Genomic DNA, 18,422 nt, shown 5'->3' on the forward strand with positions numbered 1-18,422 from the left:
ATCCCGGCGAAGGCCGGGATCCAGGCTGGCAAGCGCACCGTAGCGTTTGCTGCGGCGTGATGCACGTGTTCGTTCCAGCGTGCCAGGCCTGAAGCGAAGCGATGGGGCGGACGGGTGATGGCCTGGATCCCGGCCTACGCCGGGATGACGTTGGTCTCGAAAAGTGCGAGCACGACTACGTTCGATCCTGGCTGAAACTTACGACGTCGCCGGCTGCGCCTCCGCCGCCGGCGTCGCTTCCACGCGTCGCGACATGCGCCAGCCGATCGTCGCCGCGCTGAGCGCCGCCAGCGCGCTGATGCTCGCGAAGCCGCCGGTGGTCACACCCAGCGTGCGCAGCGCATTCATGCCGAGCGCGATTGCGGTGTCGCCGAAACGCCACACCGCCGTGTCCACCGCGTTCTGGCCCTTGTAGCGGACGTTGCGCGGCACACGCGCGTAGAGGCTGTGGCGTGCGGGTTCGGCCATGCCGTAGGCGAGTCCGCGGCTGACGATCAGCGCCAGCGCCACGGCGGGCAGCCCGAAGGCCATCGGCGCGTGCGGATCGGGCGAGAAGACGACCAGCGACAACGCGAGCATGCTCACGACCGCCCACACCAGGATCACCGGCCCCGGCCCGCGACGCGGCAGCAGCCAGCGCGTCAGCGTGAGCTGGGTAATGGCAGTAAGCAGGTTCGCCACCTGGTCCACGCGCGCGGCGAAGGCGGTGCGCGAGACCGCATCGGTCAACGCCGTGCCGGAATAGTCGGCCACCAGCGCGTAATTCACCGTGCCGATGCCGTCGGCAAGCAGCAACAGGATTGCCATGTTCCGCATGAACGGATCGGTGAACACCTGCTTCAGGCCATCGAGCATGCCGCCGCCGATGGGCGCCTCCTGCGCGGCTTCGAAGCGGCGTTCGCCATGTGTTCGTGCCCATCGCCCGAGCAGCACGATGCACACCACCGCCAGCCCGAGCAGCGACGCCGACACCAGCAGCAGGGGCGCCACGCCGATGATGTTCACCAGCGTCGCGGTGAGCGTCGGGCCCGACAGTGCGCCCGCGGTGCCCGCCACCGCAATGATCGGGAACAGACGCTTGGCCTGCTCGACGTTCCAGATGTCGGACATGAAGATCCAGAACACCGAGACGACGAACAGGTTGAACACGCTCACCCAGACGAAGAACACCGTCCCCAGCGCGCGCGGGCCGATGAGCGCCGGGTCGGCGAACAGCGGCACGAACGCAAACAGGCAGCCGATGAAGAACAGGTACACCAGCGGCACGACGATGCGCCGCGAGTAGCGGGCGATCAGCCACGCGAACACGGGCGTGAGGATGAGCGTCGCGATGAACGTCGCGCCGTAGAACCACGGCAGCTGCGTCGAACCGACCGCGGCCACGAGCTGCTCGCGCAGCGGCCGGATCACGTAGTACGCCGCGAGCACGCAGAAGAAATAGGCGAACGACAGCGCCACCGCGGGCCATTCGCCACCGCGGACGCGGGCGCCCGTTGCTGCGGGCACGCCTTCTTCGTGAGCCTGCGGCATCGCGATGGGAACTCCGGGGACGATGGCGCGAGTCTAACCGGCCTCGATGACCGGGCTTTGCCTTGCCCGCCTGTCCGCCCTGCCTGCCATGCCCGAAGCGGGCTGGGCGCGGGAACGGGTGCGCACGGGGAGCATTTGCTCTAATGGCGCCACTTACGGTCGGCCGGCAACTCGGCGGTTCGGGACAAGGGCACACGTGTTCGACTACATCATCATCGGCGCCGGCTCGGCCGGCTGCGTGCTCGCCAACCGGCTCTCCGCCGATCCCGACGTCAAGGTCCTGCTGCTGGAAGCCGGCCCGCGCGACAGCCACCCCTTCATCCACATGCCCGCCGGCCTCGCGAAGCTGGTGAACAACCGGCGCGTGAACTGGGATTACCACACCGCACCGGAGCCGGCGCTCGACGACCGCACGCTGTGGTGGCCGCGCGGCAAGGTGCTGGGCGGTTCCAGCTCGATCAACGCCATGTGCTACACGCGCGGCGTGCCCGGCGATTACGACGAGTGGGCGACGCAGGGCGCGACGGGGTGGGACTGGAACTCGGTGTTGCCCTGGTTCCGCCGCAGCGAACGCAACTCGCGCGGCGCCGATGCGCTGCACGGCGACGACGGCCCGCTGTACGTGTCCGACCTTCGCTACAGCAATCCGCTTTCGCACGTCTTCATCGAAGCCGGCCGGCAGGCGGGTTTCGCGGTCAACGACGACTTCAACGGCCCGCGGCAGGACGGCTTCGGCCTCTACCAGGTCACGCAGAAGAACGGTGCGCGTTGTTCGAGTGCGGTCGCCTACCTCGACCCGGTGCGCCGTCGCCCCAACCTCACCATCGTCACCGGCGCACAGGCCAACCGCATCACCTTCCAGCACGGCCGCGCGAACGGCGTGGTGTATCGGGCGAATGGGCGCGCCTTCCACCAGGCTGCGGCGCGCGAAGTGTTGCTGTGCGGCGGCGCGCTCAACTCGCCACAGATGCTGATGCTGTCGGGCGTCGGCCCGGCGATGCAGCTGCGCCGGTACGGCATCGACGTCGTGGTGGATGCGCCGCAGGTCGGCGAGAACCTGCAGGATCACCTGGACATCTGCACGCTGCGGCATTGCCCGAAGCCCATCACCTACGACCGCCTCAGCGACGCGCGCATCGCGTTCGACTACTACCTGCGCGGGCACAGCGGCATCGGCTCGAGCAACATCGCCGAAGCCGGCGGCTTCGTGCGTTCGCGCCTTGCGCCCGACGAACGCCCCGACATCCAGCTGCATTTCGTACCGGCGATGCTCGACGATCACGGCCGCCATCGCCTGCCCGGCGACGGCTACACCGTGCACGCCTGTTTCCTGCGGCCGCGCAGTCGCGGTCGCGTGCGACTGATGAGCGCGCATGCCGGCGACCACGTCCGCATCGAGGCGAACTACCTCAGCGACGCAGACGGCTTCGACCTGAAGATGATGGTCGAGTGCGCGAAGCTGTCGCGCGAACTGCTCGCACAGCCCGCCTTCGACGAATACCGCGGCGCCCCGATCTTCCCCGCGCGCGACGACCTCGACGACCACGATCTCGTCGCCTTCATCCGCGCGAAGGCCGAAACCATCTACCACCCCGTCGGCACCTGCAGGATGGGTTCGGACGCGTTGTCGGTTGTCGATCCGCAACTGCGCGTGCGCGGCGTCGAAGGCCTGCGCGTGGTCGATGCGTCGGTGATGCCGACGCTTATCGGCGGCAACACCAACGCGCCGACGATGATGATCGCCGAGCGCGCGGCCGACCTGATCCGCGCCGGCTGATGGGCCTCAGCCGCGCAATCTGAACGCGCCGGTTCGCGCAGTCTTCACGCAGTCGGGCGCATCTACAAAAGTGAATACGAAAAAAGGCGGCTCGCGAACTGCGACACAGTCCACTAAAGCCTGAAAAATCAGCGCTGTGTTGCGGAGTGTTGCGCTGCCCCCTGAGATTGGCGCTATGATCCCGCGAGATCGTGAAGCAGGGGCGAAGGCCATGAAAAGCAACGTGAAAAAGCCTTCGCGCAGCCTGCGCCGCATCGGTGCCATCGCGCTGCTGTTGCCGCTCACGCTTGGCTCGACCGCGCAGACGCCGCAGCACTCGGGCGCGCCGGTCGCCATGCCCAATGCCTTCACCACGGCGAACGTCCGCCCGGTCGCGGCACCACTTCCGCCTGCCGTGCCGCTGCCTGCCGACTTCGACGTGCGCCAGTTCGAATCGATGGCGCAGCAGCTCGTCGCCGGCCAGCGCGTGCCGGGCCTTGCGATGGCGATGGTGCACAACGGCCGCATCCTCAGCGCGCGTGGGTACGGCATCACCGATACCAGCCGCGCGACGCCGGTCGATTCGCACACCGTGTTCCGCCTGGCCTCGCTGTCCAAGAGCTTCGCCGGCACGATGACGGGCCTGCTCGTCAATGACGGTTCGCTCCGCTGGGACAGCAAGCTCGTCGATTACCTGCCCTCCTTCCGCCTGAGCAATCCGGCCGCGTCGCAGCAGCTCACCGTCGCAGACCTGCTCAGCCATCGCGTTGGCTTGACGCACAACGCGTTCGATCGCGACCTGGAGCAGTACGTCGATTTCCGCACGCTCACGCAGAAGCTCGCCTACGCGCCGCTGCAGTGCGCGCCGGGCACCTGCTACAGCTACCAGAACGTCGCCTTCAGCCTGGTCGGCGACATGGTCTTCGCCGCGACCGGCGACTTCTACGCGCAGGAAGTGCAGCGCCGCATCTTCAAGCCGCTGGGCATGAACGATGCGAGCCTGGGCCTTGAAGGTATCCAGGCCAGCCCGAGCTGGGCCCGCCCGCATGTGCGCGGTCGCGGCGGCTGGGTGTCGATGATGCCCAAGACCACCTACTACCAGGTGTTGCCGGCCGCGGGCGTCAACGCCAGCGCCAGCGACATGGCGCAGTACCTGCTCGCGCACACAGGCCATCGCCCTGACGTGCTGCCCGCGCCGCTGCTGGCCACGCTGCACCACCAGCTGGTCGACACGCCGAGCGAGATCCGCGGTTCTTCGTGGCGTCGCACGCGCCTGACCGGCGCCGGCTACGCACTCGGCTGGCGCACCTACAAGTACGCCGGGCACGACGTGGTCTTCCACGGCGGCGCCGTGCAGGGCTATCGCGGCCTGATCGCGATGGTGCCGGAGCTCGATTTCGGCGTGGCGCTGATGTGGAACAGCGAGAGCTCGCTGCCCTCCGGCATGCTGCCGACCATCCTCGACACCGCTCTCGGCCTGCCGCCGGGCCAGTGGCTGGACGACGACATCGACCCAACGCTGTACGCCGAGGCGACCGACGATACGTCGCCCGATGCCCCGCACGCACCGGGCGCGCACGCGTCGGCTTCGACTGCCGCGCCGCAGTAAGCGGCTTCGCTTCGACCCGCGCCACTCGCGCGTCATGGACGCCGGTGCAGTTCCCGGCGTTCGTTCCCCCTTGATTCCATGTTCGCCGTCGGGCGTTGCCGAAGCGTTCCGCATTCGCAGTGGTGCGCGCGTCGCGGTGCGAGGCCATGCCTCTCGTGACAGCGCCTGGCCGCGCGCCCGCTTACCCGGGCTGCAACAGCGTTCTGTTTCGAGCGCAGTGCGTCGGTGACGTGGCGGCGGCACGGCCCGGCCCGTCGCGGCGATGAGAGCCGGCAACCACCTATCACCGGTCCAGGCTATGCGTAGGGCAACCTGCTGCCGATGACGGCAACCGCGCCGTCCTTGGAGCGAACGCAGCAGGCAGGTTCGTGGCTGCCACTCGGCGGGATACTGGCTGTCGCCCAATCGTTCTGTGGAACCGCGCCTGCGGGAACGCGCTGCCAGGCGCGCACCTGTGACGGAAGAGCCACGGCCGACGATGCGTCGCCCGCGCCTTTCGACCTCCCAAAAAAAACTCTCCCCCCGCCTGGGCTGCGGGGAGAGAGCTCGATTACGGTCTTCGGGGCTTTCTTAGATCATCGGCGCCGGGGTGGCCGGCATCGCCGTCACAGCCGCCTTCTTGGCGGTCTTCTTGCGGCTCGACTTCTTGGCAGCCTTCTTCGGAGCCGCCTTCTTGGTCGCCTTCTTGGCGGTCTTCTTCGCGCCAGCCTTCTTGGCGGTCTTGCGCGCGCCGGCCTTCTTGGTGGCCTTCTTCGCGGTCTTCTTGGCGGCGGTCTTGCGGGCGCCAGTCTTCTTGGTGGCCTTCTTGGCGGCGGTCTTGCGGGTCGCCTTCTTCGCGGTCTTGCGGGCGCCGGTCTTCTTGGCGGCCTTCTTCGCGACCTTCTTGGCCGGACGCTTGGTCGCCTTCTTGGCGGCCTTCTTCACGGTCTTCTTCGCGCCAGCCTTCTTGGCGACCTTCTTCGTCGCCTTCTTGGCGGCGGTCTTTTTCTTCGCAGCTTTCTTCATGGCCATGGTATGGCTCCTCGTCAGTGGTTGATCAGCATTGATCAGTGGTCGTGCAGGTCTATCGCCCAGTAGAACCTAAGCCGCGGGAGTCGGACCCGCGAGCAGCCGCCGACGCGCGGACGCGCCGGTACGGATTTGGTGCCGCCCGCATGTGCGGGCAAACAAAAACCCGGCGCGCCATGAGCGGACCGGGTTGGATGGAGTGCCTGGCCTGCGTGTGCACGGTGCGCGTTTTCGCGGGGGAAACGAACCCTGCGTCCACCGTTTCGACAGCCCGGTCGGAGGTTCGTTTTGTGCCGCGAGTTGTCGCGTTGTCTGTACTCACTCTCTTCCGCAGGAGACGCTGCTGGGCGAAACCTAATCACGCTTTTTCGCACTGTCAACAACTTCGCTCATTTTTTTTTCAGGCAGGTCGGCGTGGCGTCACGGCCATCGCCGGTCCGGACGACGCGTCGAACGACGACGACGACGATCGCTGTTCGTCTGCATCGCCGACATGATTTTCGCAAACCGCTTTTTTTAAGGGGTTTGCGAAAACGCATCGAAGCAACGGCCTGTTCGACGACGCGTTCGCATCGATGCGTCGCGGTCGCGACGGCCACCCGGAAAGCCGGTTCGAGACGCCCGAAAAAAATCTCCGACGACGCCCTCGTTTCGCGTCGCACAAACCCGATTTGCGCGAAAGTGCGCGAACTCCGACGAGGTGCCGACGTCGCTTCGACGACCATCCGACGCGTTCGCGAACATCGCATCGGGCATGTCGGCGACGACCTTCGCGATGCAGTCGATGCACTTCGACGCGCGACCCGCATCGCATCCGACGAACCCGTCGACACGGTTCGATGCGCATCCGGAACGTGTCGCCCGTCGCGTCGCGCGGGTCCACCGACGCGCTCGATCCGAGGTTTTTCGCGGAGGCGTGCGAGGGGTTGCTCACCGGACCGTCACTTTCCGCAACGCGCTTCGCCTGCCGCAAAAACAAAACCGGCCGCACGAGGCGGCCGGTCGGTGATCGCTTGCTCCCGCGCGTGGCGGGAATGCGCAGTTCGATCAGTGGTCTTCTTCTTCCAGCAGCTCGGCGTAGTCGTCCGGAGCGAGCAGCTCGTTGAGCTGGTCGGCGTCCTCGATCTCCAGCGTGTAGATCCAGCCTTCGCCGTAGGCGTCCTCGTTGATGGTCTCCGGCTTGTCGGTCAGCGCGGTGTTCACCGAGACGACCTTGCCGGTGACCGGTGCGTAGACGTCGGAAGCGGCCTTGACCGACTCGACGACGGCGGAAGCGGCGCCGGCTTCGACGCGGTCGCCGACGTTCGGCAGCTCGACGTACACCAGGTCGCCGAGCAGGCCCTGTGCGTGGTCGGAGATGCCGACGGTCACCTTGCCGTCGCCATCGACGCGGGCCCACTCATGGGACTTCATGAACTTCAGATCGCCGGGAATTTCACTCATGACGGGAGCCTCGAAACGTTTGCGGGGGCACGGGACAGCGGTTGTCGGCGCCTAGTCTAACGGCGCCGGATGGGGCGTGCGACAGGGGGCTTCCGTCGCGGAACATGGCACTCAGGCGAGCACGCCTTCCTGCGGCTGGCCATCGCGCACGAACGGGAACTTCACGACGCGAACCGGCACTTCCTTGCCGCGGATGTCGACGCGCACGTTGCCTGCCGTGCCCAGCGCGATCTTGCCCGCGGGCACGCGGGCGAACGCGATCGCCTTGCCGAGCGTCGGCGAGAAGGTGCCCGAGAGGATTTCGCCATCGCCGTGTTCGGTGATCACCTTCTGGCCGTGGCGCAGCACGCCCTTCTCGTCCATCACCAGCGCGATCATCTGGCGCGGCGCACCGGCGGCCTTCTGCGCTTCGAGCACGTCGCGGCCGATGAAGTCCCGCCCTTCGTCGAGCGCCACCGTCCACGCGAGCGCGGCTTCATACGGCGAGACCGTGTCGTCCATGTCCTGCCCGTAAAGATTCATGCCGGCTTCCAGGCGCAGCGTGTCGCGCGCGCCCAGGCCCGCCGGCTTCACGCCCGCATCGAGCAGCGCGTTCCAGAACGCGACCGTCTGCGCTTCCGGTACGACGACCTCGAAACCGTCCTCGCCCGTGTAGCCGGTGCGCGCGACGAACACGTCGATGCCGCCGGTCGTCTTCGCTTCGCCGGCGGCGAACTTGCCGAGCTTGCCGATCGCATCACGGTCTTCCTCGCGCAGCAGGCCCAGCACCTTCGCGCGGGCGTTCGGGCCCTGCACGGCGATCATGCCGAAGTCGGGGCGTTCGGTGACGGTCACGTCGAAGGCCTTCGCCTGCTCGGTGATCCACGCCAGGTCCTTCTCGCGCGTGGCGGCGTTGACGACCAGGCGGAAGAAGTCCTCGGCACGGTAATAGATGATGAGGTCGTCGATCACGCCGCCCTGCGGGTTGAGCATGCAGGTGTACAGCGCCTTGCCCGGCACCTTGAGCTTGTCGACGGAGTTGGCGACCAGGCGACGCAGGAAGTCGCGCACCTTCGCGCCACGCAGGTCCACCACCGTCATGTGGCTCACGTCGAACATGCCGGCGTCGCGACGCACCTGGTGGTGTTCCTCGATCTGCGAGCCGTAGTGGATCGGCATGTCCCAGCCACCGAAGTCGACCATCTTGGCGCCGAGGTCGCGGTGGGTCTGGTTGAGGATGGTCTTCTGGGTCATGGCGCTGGAAACCTGTCTGCGGGAGCGAGCCCGCGATTATCCCAGAACCCGGCGGCGCCGGCTTTCGTGCGGGTTTGCGCTGGCGCCTACGCCGGCGAATGGTCGCCGTCGAAAACGGTTCCGCTACTCGCTCAGGCCTTCGTTGTAGCAGCGCACGCTCGACGGCGTGACACGCAGGAACTTGCCGGTACCGCGATCCAGCCGCATCGCCCAGCGCACGGCCGGAAGCATCTCCAGTCCGGACGCGCCGTCGGCACCGGTGTCGATGATCGCGACCACGCCGGTGTCGTCCACGCCGTTGCGCTGGCAGGTGGCGATGGCGACGAGCTCGTCGCGACGCAATGCCGGATACGGAACCGAATCGGTGATGCGCCAGCGCGGCTGGTCGCCGACGCGGTCGACGAACTGCGCGGCGAGCAGCTGGACCGTGCGGTCCTCGTCGTCGTCGAGCGTGGCGATGCTGCGTGCGCACAACTGGTCGATGCCGGTGCCCACGCCCACGCAGCTGCCGGTGTTGGACCGGAAGCCCTCGGGATACGGCGGCACGACTTTGCCGATCATCATCGGATTGCCGCCCGCCCACGCGCTGCCCGCGACGCACAGCGTCGCGAGCCAGCATGCAGCGGACGTTCGCCTCATACGGCCGGCTCGACCAGCAGGCTCATGCCGCGACTGGAGACGATGCGCACTACCGTGCCGGCGGGAAGCTCGGGGCCGGTGACGTCCCAGAACGCGTCGGCGATCTGCACGCGACCGTGTCCGTTGACGATCGCGCGCTCCAGCGGCACGACCTGCCCGACCAGCGCTTCGGTGCGGCGGTTGAGCGTGGGCTTGTCGCTGCGCGGTTCGCGGCCGCGGAACCAGCTGCGGTACACCTGGATCGACACGAAGCTGAGCACGACGAATGCCGCCACTTGCGCGAGCACCGGCACGTTCGGGACCAGCAGCACGATGGCGAATACCGCGGCCGCCGCGAAGCCGAGCCACAGCATGAAGGCGCCCGGCGCCATCGCCTCGGCGGCGAACAGCAGCAGCGCCACCACCGCCCAGGTCACCGTTTCGGTGTTCCACTGCATGGGTCAGCCTCCCGGGCGCGGCGACGGCGGTGGCGTGCGCGTGGTCGAGGCCTGCGCGGCGAGCGCGTCGCTGCCCAGCGCGTTCTTCGCCAGTTCGGCGATGCCGGCGAGTGAGCCGATCACGCCGGTGGCTTCCATCGGCATCATCACGAACTTCTGGTTCGGCGCCTCGGCCAGCGCCTTGAACGCCTCGATGTACTTCTGCGCCACGAAATAGTTGATGGCGTTGACGTTGCCGCCGGCGATGGCGTCGGACACCAGCTGCGTCGCCTTGGCTTCGGCTTCGGCCAGGCGCTCGCGCGCCTCGGCTTCGCGGAAGGCGGCTTCGCGCTTGCCTTCGGCTTCCAGGATCGCCGCCTGCTTGTCGCCTTCGGCGCGCAGGATTTCCGACTGCCGGTGACCCTCGGCTTCCAGGATGTTGGCGCGCTTCTCGCGCTCGGCCTTCATCTGGCGCGCCATCGAATCGACCAGGTCGCGCGGCGGCTGGATGTCCTTGAGCTCGATGCGGTTGACCTTCAGGCCCCACGGGTGCGTGGCCTGGTCCACCGCGACGAGCACCTTCGCGTTGATCTCGTCGCGCTTGGACAGCGATTCGTCCAGGTCGAGCGAGCCGATCGCGGTGCGGATGTTGGTCATCACCAGGTTGAGGATGGCGACCTCGAGCTGCGCGACCTCGTAGGCGGCCTTGGCGGCGTCGAGCACCTGGAAGTAGACGATGCCGTCCACCTTCACCACGGCGTTGTCCTTGGTGATGACGTCCTGGCTGGGGACCTCCATCACCTGCTCCATCATGTTGATCTTGCGGCCCACGCCGTAGACGATCGGGATCAGGAAATGCAGGCCCGGGTCCATGGTGTGGGTGTAGCGGCCGAACCGCTCCACCGTCCATTCATAACCCTGCGGCACCATCCGCACGGCCTTCAGCACCAGGATGACGCCCGCGAACAGCAGGACGACGCTCAGCACCGCACTCAGTCCCATGATCCCCTCCTTGTTGTCGACCCGAGTATAGGCCGACGGCTGCGACGGTTTCCGCGCCCCCTGCATCTAGGGGAAGGACGATCCAACAAACGCAGGACGCGAGCCCTTGCCCACCAGCGTGCCAACCGCCACCGACGCGCCCCGGAGCAGCTTCGCCATCGACGTCCCCGAGGCGTTGCTGGCGCGCGTTCGCGCTGGCGAACGGGCGGCATTCGAACAGATCTACCGCCGTTTCGAGCGGCCCGTGTTCAACCTCGCGCTGCGCATGCTCGGCGGCGCGCACGGGCCCGACGGCGTCGAGGAGGCGGCCGACGTGCTTCAGGAAACCATGCTCAAGGTGTTCAACAAGATCGGCGACTTCCGCGGCGCGGCGAGCGGCGGCAACGGCGACGGCGCCAGTCCGTTCTGGGGCTGGGTGCGGCAGATCGCCGTGAACGAAACGTTGATGCGCCTGCGCGGCCAGCGTCGGCACCTGCACGACGTGGCGCTGGAAGACGACGAGTTCGCCGTCGACACCGGCCCGCTGCCCACCGCGGCGGCCGACGCGGCCGCACTGAACCGCGCCCTCGCCCGCCTGCCCGCCGCCACGCGCAGCGTGCTGTGGCTGTACCACGCCGAGGGCTACACGCACGAGGAAATCGCGTCGCTGATGCAGCGCACGGCGAGCTTCTCGAAATCCCAGCTCGCACGCGGCGGTCGCCGCCTGCGTGAACTACTCGAACCGGAGAAGGCCCATGCCTGACACCGACCGCAACGATTCGCCCGCCGACTGGAGCGGCGCCTTCGCCTCGCTGCCGATGGAAACGCCGCCGGCCGGCGGATGGCAGCGCATGCAGCGCGCGCTCGACGCGACGCCCGCCCGCCGGACGCGACGCCAGTGGCCGATGTGGCTCGCCGCGGCCGCGATCGGCGCCGTCGCGCTCGTGCCGGTGCTTCGTCTCGCCGATCGCCAGACTCCGTCGGAATCGACCGAACTGGCCGCCCGCAAGCGCGCGCCGATCGACACCTCGCGCCCGCCGCTGGCGGCATCGAAGCGTCCGGAAACGCGCGTGGCGGACACGACCGAAGCCGCACCGTCCAACGGCGCGAAGCCCGCCGAAAGCGCGCCGCCTGCCTTGAAGCCGGACGACGCGACCCGCGTCGCGACCAAGACGCCGGACGACGCCGAGCGCGATGCACGCGCCGCGCAACTTCGCGACCACGTGGCCGCGTTGCAGTCCGAGTCGGCGCAGCTGGAAGCGCTGCTGGCCATCGCGCGCGACGACCGCGTCGCCTCGGCGAGCGGCGCGGCGCTCGCGGTCGAGTTCGATCGCCGCATCGGCCGCATCGACGCCTCGCTCTCGCAGCCGGGCCTGGACGACGTCGATCGCGCGGCGCTGTGGCAGGCGCGCGTGTCGACGATGCGCGAACTGGCCGGCATCGAAACCACCCAGCGCTGGCTGCAGTCCAGCGGCGAACGCTACGACGGCGCGCTCGTGAGCGTCGACTGACCCCTTTCACCCGCAGGACCCACGCCCATGATCCGTACCCGCAACACGACGCGCCTGACCGCGACGATCGCCCTGCTCCTGATGTGCATGGGCGCCGGCGCGCAGACGCCGAAGGCCGATGCCGAGCGCGCGCGCCAGGACGCCGCGAAGGCGCGGCAGGAAGCCGAGCACGCCCGACAGGACGCCAGCAAGGCGCGGCAGGATGCCGAACGCACGCGACAGATCGAAGCCGCACGCGCCGACCTCAACCGCGCCGCGCAGCGCTACGCCGAGCTCACGCGGCGCCACGCGGACTTCGACCGCGCGCAGTTCGAGCGCGAATTCGAAAAGCGCTTCGCACGCCAACCCGTGCTTGGCGTGGTGCTGTCGCCCGATCCGAAGTCCGGCGTCCGCATCGCAGCCGTGACGCCCGACAGCGCGGCGGCGAAGGCCGGCCTGCGTACCGGCGACGTCCTCACCTCGATCGGCGACACACGGCTGGATACCGGCAGTCCGACAGCGCGCCTTGAGAAGGCGCGTTCGCGGCTGCGCCTGCTGGAAACTGGCAAGACGGTGGCGCTGACCTACACGCGCGACGGACGCACCGCGACCGCGCGCGCCACGCCGATGCTCGGCGACCGCCTGGTGGTCGCGCGCGATGCCGACGGCAACCCGCTCGCACGCTCGATGCCGATGGTCGCGCCGCAGGTGCGCAACGAACTCATCCGGCTCGATTGCGAAGACGACGACAGCGACTGCCGCCTGCCGCTGCTGTCGGAAGCCTTCCGCTGGAACGGACTGAACCTGGCGACCGTCGACGCGCAGCTGGGCCGCTACTTCGGCGCCGATCGCGGCGTGCTGGTGCTGAGCACCGGAGCGGACCTGGCAGGCCTGCAGACAGGCGACGTGATCCAGCGCATCGACGGCAAGCCGGTGAGCTCGCCGCGCGAGGCGATGGCCGCCTTGCGCGACAAGCCGGCCGACAGCCGCGTCGCGGTGACCTACCTGCGCGATCGCAAGAGTGCGACGACGCAGATCACCGTGCCCAAGACCGCGATGCTGCGCATTCCGCGTCCGCCGATGCCGCCGGCGCCGCCCGCCGCGCCGAAGGCACCGGGCGCTCCGGCTGTGCCCGCACCGCCTGCCGCTCCGGCCGCACCGCCCGCGCTCCCCAAACCCGCGCAGGTGGTGACGCCGCCGGCGCCTCCCGCGCCGCCGAAGGCGCCGGAACCGCCGGACGATCTCGTGAATTACGCGATCTCGCTCTGAGCGGAACCACAGCAAGACACCACACCAATAAGTAGTGAGTAAAAAAACCCTCCCCCGTAGCGCGGGAGAGGGTTGGGGTGAGGGAGGGAGCCCGCAAGTTGTTCGGCGTCGATCGCGATTGCTGTCGGAGAAAGAAGCAGCGATTGGACGATGACGCCGGAGTTCGGAAAGCGTGACGGCTTGGGTCCCGGCCTTCGCCGGGATGACGATTCTTGTAGGCGAGGGCTTACCTCGCGATCACCGCCGCGCCGAGGCCTCCGTCGGCGCGCGCTCGACCCACTTGTCGAACACCGCATCGATCTGGGCATCGCGCACCTTCCTGCCCTCTTCCAGCGAGCCGGCCTGTTCGAACAGCGGAATGATCATCGCCATGCCGTCGACCTTCGTCTTCAGATGCACGCCCGGCGGCTGGCCGAGGTAACGCTCCCAGCGCGCGCGCACCTTCGCCCAGTACTCCTTCGTCGCCGTCCAGTACGTGTAGGCAGGCTTGAAGTCGACTTCGGTGGTCTTCTGGTAGTCGTTGAAACCGAACTCACGCGCCAGTTCCACGTGCGTGCCGTCCGGCTTGCGCAGCACCTTGGTGTTGAACTGCTCGTGCGTCCAGCCGTTCGGCGTCAGCGTGTGGCGGTTGACTGCGCTGATGGCGTTGTAGTCGCTGCGCCTGGTGTACTCGCGACGCGGCAGCGGGCGCCAGCTCGTGTCGCTGGTCCACGTCGGCACGTCGTTGTCGTAAGTCCACTGGCCCGTGCCGCAGTAGCGCGGCGCGTCGCTGACCTCGTACACGCACTGCGTCCACGCGCCACGCGTGAGTTCGGCCGGAATCGCGCGGACCTGCCAGGTCTGGTCGTCGCTGAACTCGAAACGCGTGGCCGCCTCGAACGTCCAGTCCTGCCGCCAGTGTTTGGTCACGTGGCCGCTCTTCCCGTCCACGAGGATGTGCTGCAGGACGATCTTCGTCGGCGTGTCCTGCACGACGATCACCGTTTCGTTGCCGCCGCTGCGCATCGCCGGATGGCGCTCGTAACCCGGTTGCAGCAGCACGGTTTCATCGAAAGCGAAATCGACGATGTATTCGCCCTGCATCGCCAGGATCGAATCGTGGTCTCGCGAGGTGTCGGCGAACGCGGCTGGTGAAACGGCAGCGGCGAGGAGGCCCAGGTTCAGGGCGAGCGTGCGGATCTTCATGGCTGGTTCGGCTTGGTTGAAAAGAGGAAAGGAAAGACGGCTCACCAGCTCACCGCCAGGCTGACGCCGACGTTGCGACCCGAACTGGTGTAGCGGTCCAGCACCGCGCTCGACGCGAGTGTTCCGGACGGCACGTCCGCGGCGTCCCAGTACTTGCGGTCGGCAAGGTTGAACACGCCCACGTCGAACACCGCGCCCGGCGCGAAATTCCAATGTGCGAGCAGGTCGACGACGCCGTAGCCCGGCACTTCGAACTGGTTCGCGGCGGGCAGGTCGTCCTTGCGTGCGGCGAAGCGACCGGCGAGTTCGACACCCCACGCGTCGGCGTCGTACGCCACGCCAAGCGTGGCGCGCAGCGGATCGATCGACGGCAACGGCTCGTTCGTCGTGCGGTCTTCGCCCTTCGACCACGCGGCGGCGCCGCGAACCGACCAGCCTGCCAGCGCATCGCTGTACGCGCCCAGGTCCACGCCCGCGCGCACTTCTATGCCATGGATTTCAGCGTCCTCGATGTTCTGCGACTGGAACACGATCAACGGCGTCTGCGGCGGCGCGCTCACCTGCACGGACGATTCGATGAAGTCGTCGTAGCGGTTGTAATAACCCGACACCTCGGCGTACACCGCCTCGTTCGAGAAGCGCAGCCCGAGCTCGACGCCATTGCTCTTCTCCGGCTTCAGATCCGGGTTCGGAATCGCCGTGTAGCCGAACTGCAGGTTGGTGAAGCCAAGGTTGACGTCGCTGTAGGGCGGCGCGCGGAAGCCGTGCTGGTATCCGCCGAACAGCGACCAGTCCTGACTGAAATGCCAGACCGCGCCGAGCTTGGGCGACACGCTGGTCTCGCTCAGCTCCGCCACTTCGACGCCGGGGTTGTCGTCGGTGAAGATCGCGTCGGGCTTGGGTTCGAGCTTGTAGTAATCCACGCGTACCGCCGGGATCAGGCGGAACGTGCCGCCGGCGAACGACATCTCGTCCTGCACGAAGAGCGCGGCCTGCGTCGTGTCGCTGACGGGGAAGTCGCGCACCGGGAACGTGTCGGGCGAAATCACGTTCGTCACGGTGCCGGTCAGCAGGTTGGTCGCGTGGCCGTCGCGCTTCTGCCTGAACTCGGTGCGCGTGAGTTCCACACCGTAGGTGATGGCGTGGTCGACCTGGCCGCTCGCGGCCTCCTTGTGCAACACGGCGTCGAAACCGGTGAGGCGCTGGTCGAAGTTGAACTCGCGTTCGCGCAGCACCGGATTGATGGCAACGCCACTGCGCAGCGTGGCGCGTTCCTCGCGCGTGCGCTGCGTGGTTTCGCTGTCCTGGCGATAGAGCTGCCACTGCAGCGAATCGGCGAACGCGGCATCCAGCGCATCGACTTCATGCGAGAACGCGATGCGGGCGCGGGGCTGCTTGTCGTCGCCGGTCTGCGAGGCGACGCGCACCGACGGTGGCGTGCCGGGAATCGTCGAGGTGTCGCCGAGTGCGGTGAGCACGTTGGTATCGACATTGTCCTCGTTGCCTTCGACGGTGAGCTTGAAACGCTGGTTTTCGCTGGTTTCGAACACCAGCTTCGCCAGCAGGCTGCGGCCGTCGTACTCCTGCGGGTTGGGCGCGGTGCGCGAAGCACCGCTGCTTCGGTTCTCGCCCATGTTCTCGCGCTCCTGGCCCTGGTGATGCCCGACCGCGACCAGGCCCGACCAGCGCTCGCCGCCGAAGGCCGCCGTCGCGCCGCCGGACAGCCCGTTGTCCTCGCCGAAGTAGCCGAACTTCAGGCCGAAGTAGGCGTCCTTGCCCTCCCTCAGATAATCCGACGGATCCTTCGTGACGAACGAGACCACGCCGCCCAGCGCGTCGGAACCGTACAGCGCGCTGCCCGGGCCGCGCACGACTTCGACGGCCTTGAGCGTGTCGAGGTCGACGAAGTTGCGGTTCGCGCTGGAGAAGCTGCCGATCGAGAACGCGTCCGGCACCGCGATGCCGTCGGTTTCGATGCGCACGCGGTTGCCGCCGAGGCCGCGGATGCGGATGTCGCCCAGCCCGCCGAAACGCCCCGAACCGCCCGACACCGTGATGCCCGGTTCGTAGCGGAACAAATCCTTCAGGTCGCGCACGAGGTTGCGGTCCATCTCGTCGCGATCGATCGCCGTAACGACGTTCGGCACGTCGTCCAGCGCGCGCTCTGTCAGCGTGGCGGTGACGACGATGCGGTCGAATTCGTTGGCGGCCATCGCGCTGGTGGCGGCGGCAACGATCGAGGGATCGCTACCGTCAGGCGCTGCGTCGTCGGCGATCGCGACGGTTGGAATAGCCAGCATCAGGGCAAGGGCCAGGGTGTTGCGTACAGGGTGCATGCGCGGTCTCGGAGTGATTCCGAGGCGGCTGGCAGCCGTTGCCGGCGGGCTTGCTTGCCTTGGGAGAGAGAGTTGGATTGAGAGAGAGGGTTGTGCCGCCGGGTGCGGCCGTGCGCGGCGTCCTTCCCCAAGGATCGCCGCGCGGTCGTGCATTGCGGCGGCCGCAGGGGCCGCCGTCAGGGAAGGATTACTTGGTGAGGATCAGCTTGTCGTTGCGCGTGTGGCGCAGGCGGTAGACCTCGTCGCCGTGGCGGATCAGCACTTCACGGCCACCCCGCAGCAGGTCGTCGCTGTCGAGTAGGCCCTGGGCGAACGGCGCGCTGGCGGGCATGGCCGAGGCCGACGGGATCGCGGCTACGGACGCGATGGGCGGCGACAGGCGTTGGGTTCGGGGTTTGAGCTGTAGCAGCGTGGGGCGCGTCGACATGGGCGTGGCTCGTTCGAGGGCTCGCCACGGATGATAATGATTCTCATTTGACAGTCAACCCGCCCCGCGACCGCTCATCCGACGGCGGCTTCGACCCGCTGCCAGTCGCCTTCGGCCAGGCGTTCGGCCAGCTCCAGCGCGTCGAGGTTCTGGATCAGCTGCTCCGGCCGGCTCGCACCCAGGATCACGCTCGACACATGCGGGTTGCGCAGGCACCACGCGATGGCGAGCGGCGCCGGCGCGACGCCGAGTTCCTGCGCGGTGGCGACGAAACGACGCGCGCGTTCGACGCGTGCGCCCTCCTCGCCGAGCACCGAACGCTGCAGCCAGCCGAGGCCTTCGCGACCCAGGCGCGCTTCGGTTGGAACGCCGGCGTTGTACTTGCCCGTCAGCAGGCCCGACGCGAGCGGCGACCAGATCGTCGTACCCAGTCCGTATTCGGCGTACAGCGGCGCGTACTCGAGTTCGACGCGCTCGCGATGCAGCAGGTTGTACTGCGGCTGTTCCATCGTCGGCGCGTACCAGTTCCGCGCGTGCGCGATGCGGTGCGCGTCGCGGATCTGCGCCGCGGTCCATTCCGACGTGCCCCAGTACAGCACCTTGCCCTGGCGGATCAGCGCGTCCATCGCGCCGACGGTTTCCTCGATGGGCGTGTCCGGATCGGGACGATGGCAGTAGTACAGATCGAGCGTCTCCACGCGCAGCCGCTTGAGCGCGGCGTGGCAGGCGTCGGTGACGTGCTTGCGCGACAGGCCGCGCTGCGTCGGGCCCGGAGCATCGACCGCGCCGAAGAACACCTTGCTGGAGACGCAGAAGCCGTCGCGCGGCAGGCGCAGGTCGGCGATCACGTCGCCCATGACCTTCTCGGCCTCGCCGTTGGCGTAGGTCTCGGCGTTGTCGAAGAAGTTGACGCCGTTGTCCCAGGCGGCGGCGACCAGGTCGCGCGCGGTCGAGCGCCCGATCTGCGCGCCGAAGGTGAGCCAGGCGCCGAAGGACAGCGCCGAAAGTTGCAGGCCGGATGAACCGAGGCGGCGGTATTGCATATGGGGTGCTCCGGATTGGGGCTGGCGGGCGGAGTCGTTCAGTTTAGCCCTGCCGCC

18 protein-coding genes are annotated in these 18,422 nt (G+C 68.0%); 7 read left to right on the forward strand and 11 right to left on the reverse strand.

Annotation, left to right across the window (positions count from 1 at the left end):
• Window positions 1-198: 198 nt before the first annotated feature.
• Window positions 199-1,506, reverse strand: coding sequence for an NTP/NDP exchange transporter (locus DX912_RS14210; protein ID WP_220340811.1), 1,308 nt, complete (start codon window positions 1,504-1,506; stop codon window positions 199-201).
• Window positions 1,507-1,726: 220 nt separating this feature from the next.
• Here DX912_RS14210 and DX912_RS14215 point away from each other — a divergent pair, with 220 nt between their 5' ends.
• The 3 genes from DX912_RS14215 to DX912_RS18640 all read left to right on the forward strand — a co-directional run bounded on the left by DX912_RS14215 (window position 1,727) and on the right by DX912_RS18640 (window position 5,931).
• On the forward strand, window positions 1,727-3,307 hold the full coding sequence (locus tag DX912_RS14215; RefSeq protein ID WP_115843407.1) for a GMC family oxidoreductase: 1,581 nt from the start codon (window positions 1,727-1,729) through the stop codon (window positions 3,305-3,307).
• 436 nt (window positions 3,308-3,743) lie between these two features.
• Window positions 3,744-4,895 carry a serine hydrolase domain-containing protein gene (locus DX912_RS14220; protein ID WP_425477953.1) on the forward strand — a complete coding sequence of 384 codons (1,152 nt, stop codon included), beginning with the start codon at window positions 3,744-3,746 and terminating at the stop codon, window positions 4,893-4,895.
• Between the two features lie 577 nt (window positions 4,896-5,472).
• Window positions 5,473-5,931 (forward strand): hypothetical protein, encoded by a 459-nt coding sequence (locus DX912_RS18640; RefSeq protein ID WP_386840412.1) that lies wholly within the window; start codon window positions 5,473-5,475, stop codon window positions 5,929-5,931.
• A gap of 361 nt (window positions 5,932-6,292) precedes the next feature.
• Here the strand turns inward: DX912_RS18640 and DX912_RS18445 are convergent, their stop codons facing one another.
• A complete protein-coding gene (locus DX912_RS18445) occupies window positions 6,293-6,628 on the reverse strand; it encodes a hypothetical protein (protein ID WP_181902842.1) in 336 nt (111 codons plus the stop codon).
• A 29-nt stretch (window positions 6,629-6,657) separates the two neighbouring features.
• On the opposite strand from DX912_RS18445, the gene DX912_RS18450 reads away from it, so the two are divergent.
• Window positions 6,658-6,912, forward strand: coding sequence for a hypothetical protein (locus DX912_RS18450; protein ID WP_181902843.1), 255 nt, complete (start codon window positions 6,658-6,660; stop codon window positions 6,910-6,912).
• Between the two features lie 38 nt (window positions 6,913-6,950).
• Here DX912_RS18450 and gcvH read toward each other — a convergent pair whose 3' ends face one another.
• The 5 genes from gcvH to DX912_RS14250 form a co-directional block, all read right to left on the reverse strand.
• A complete protein-coding gene (gcvH, locus tag DX912_RS14230) occupies window positions 6,951-7,346 on the reverse strand; it encodes a glycine cleavage system protein GcvH (protein ID WP_115843413.1) in 396 nt (131 codons plus the stop codon).
• A gap of 111 nt (window positions 7,347-7,457) precedes the next feature.
• On the reverse strand, window positions 7,458-8,579 hold the full coding sequence (gene gcvT / locus DX912_RS14235; RefSeq protein WP_115843415.1) for a glycine cleavage system aminomethyltransferase GcvT: 1,122 nt from the start codon (window positions 8,577-8,579) through the stop codon (window positions 7,458-7,460).
• A gap of 123 nt (window positions 8,580-8,702) precedes the next feature.
• Window positions 8,703-9,218: a hypothetical protein gene (locus DX912_RS14240; protein WP_115843417.1), complete on the reverse strand. Its 516-nt coding sequence runs from the start codon at window positions 9,216-9,218 to the stop codon at window positions 8,703-8,705.
• Window positions 9,215-9,655, reverse strand: coding sequence for an NfeD family protein (locus DX912_RS14245; RefSeq protein ID WP_115843419.1), 441 nt, complete (start codon window positions 9,653-9,655; stop codon window positions 9,215-9,217). Before DX912_RS14245 ends, DX912_RS14240 begins: the two co-directional genes overlap by 4 nt.
• Window positions 9,656-9,658: 3 nt before the next feature.
• On the reverse strand, window positions 9,659-10,636 hold the full coding sequence (locus DX912_RS14250; RefSeq protein WP_115843421.1) for an SPFH domain-containing protein: 978 nt from the start codon (window positions 10,634-10,636) through the stop codon (window positions 9,659-9,661).
• A 106-nt stretch (window positions 10,637-10,742) separates the two neighbouring features.
• On the opposite strand from DX912_RS14250, the gene DX912_RS14255 reads away from it, so the two are divergent.
• Genes DX912_RS14255 through DX912_RS14265 form a run of 3 tightly spaced genes read left to right on the forward strand, consistent with a single transcriptional unit; the run spans window position 10,743 to window position 13,374 of the window.
• Complete coding sequence (locus tag DX912_RS14255; protein WP_115843423.1) at window positions 10,743-11,378, forward strand: RNA polymerase sigma factor; 636 nt, start codon at window positions 10,743-10,745, stop codon at window positions 11,376-11,378.
• Entirely contained in the window at window positions 11,371-12,126 is a 756-nt protein-coding gene (locus DX912_RS14260; RefSeq protein ID WP_115843425.1) for a hypothetical protein, read from the forward strand. Before DX912_RS14255 ends, DX912_RS14260 begins: the two co-directional genes overlap by 8 nt.
• Window positions 12,127-12,153: 27 nt before the next feature.
• Window positions 12,154-13,374: a PDZ domain-containing protein gene (locus DX912_RS14265; protein ID WP_115843427.1), complete on the forward strand. Its 1,221-nt coding sequence runs from the start codon at window positions 12,154-12,156 to the stop codon at window positions 13,372-13,374.
• 237 nt (window positions 13,375-13,611) lie between these two features.
• Here DX912_RS14265 and DX912_RS14270 read toward each other — a convergent pair whose 3' ends face one another.
• The 4 genes from DX912_RS14270 to DX912_RS14285 all read right to left on the reverse strand — a co-directional run bounded on the left by DX912_RS14270 (window position 13,612) and on the right by DX912_RS14285 (window position 18,365).
• The gene (locus tag DX912_RS14270) at window positions 13,612-14,559 is read right to left on the reverse strand and encodes a DUF6607 family protein (protein ID WP_115843429.1); all 948 of its coding nucleotides are present in this window, start codon (window positions 14,557-14,559) and stop codon (window positions 13,612-13,614) included.
• 41 nt (window positions 14,560-14,600) lie between these two features.
• Window positions 14,601-16,895 (reverse strand): TonB-dependent hemoglobin/transferrin/lactoferrin family receptor, encoded by a 2,295-nt coding sequence (locus tag DX912_RS14275; protein ID WP_115843431.1) that lies wholly within the window; start codon window positions 16,893-16,895, stop codon window positions 14,601-14,603.
• A 187-nt stretch (window positions 16,896-17,082) separates the two neighbouring features.
• Window positions 17,083-17,322: a hemin uptake protein HemP gene (locus DX912_RS14280; protein WP_115843433.1), complete on the reverse strand. Its 240-nt coding sequence runs from the start codon at window positions 17,320-17,322 to the stop codon at window positions 17,083-17,085.
• Window positions 17,323-17,396: 74 nt separating this feature from the next.
• Window positions 17,397-18,365, reverse strand: coding sequence for an aldo/keto reductase (locus DX912_RS14285; RefSeq protein ID WP_115843435.1), 969 nt, complete (start codon window positions 18,363-18,365; stop codon window positions 17,397-17,399).
• Window positions 18,366-18,422: the final 57 nt, after the last annotated feature.

It is taken from the genome of Lysobacter soli (genome assembly GCF_003382285.1).
In the GTDB taxonomy this organism is placed as follows: domain Bacteria; phylum Pseudomonadota; class Gammaproteobacteria; order Xanthomonadales; family Xanthomonadaceae; genus Lysobacter_J; species Lysobacter_J soli.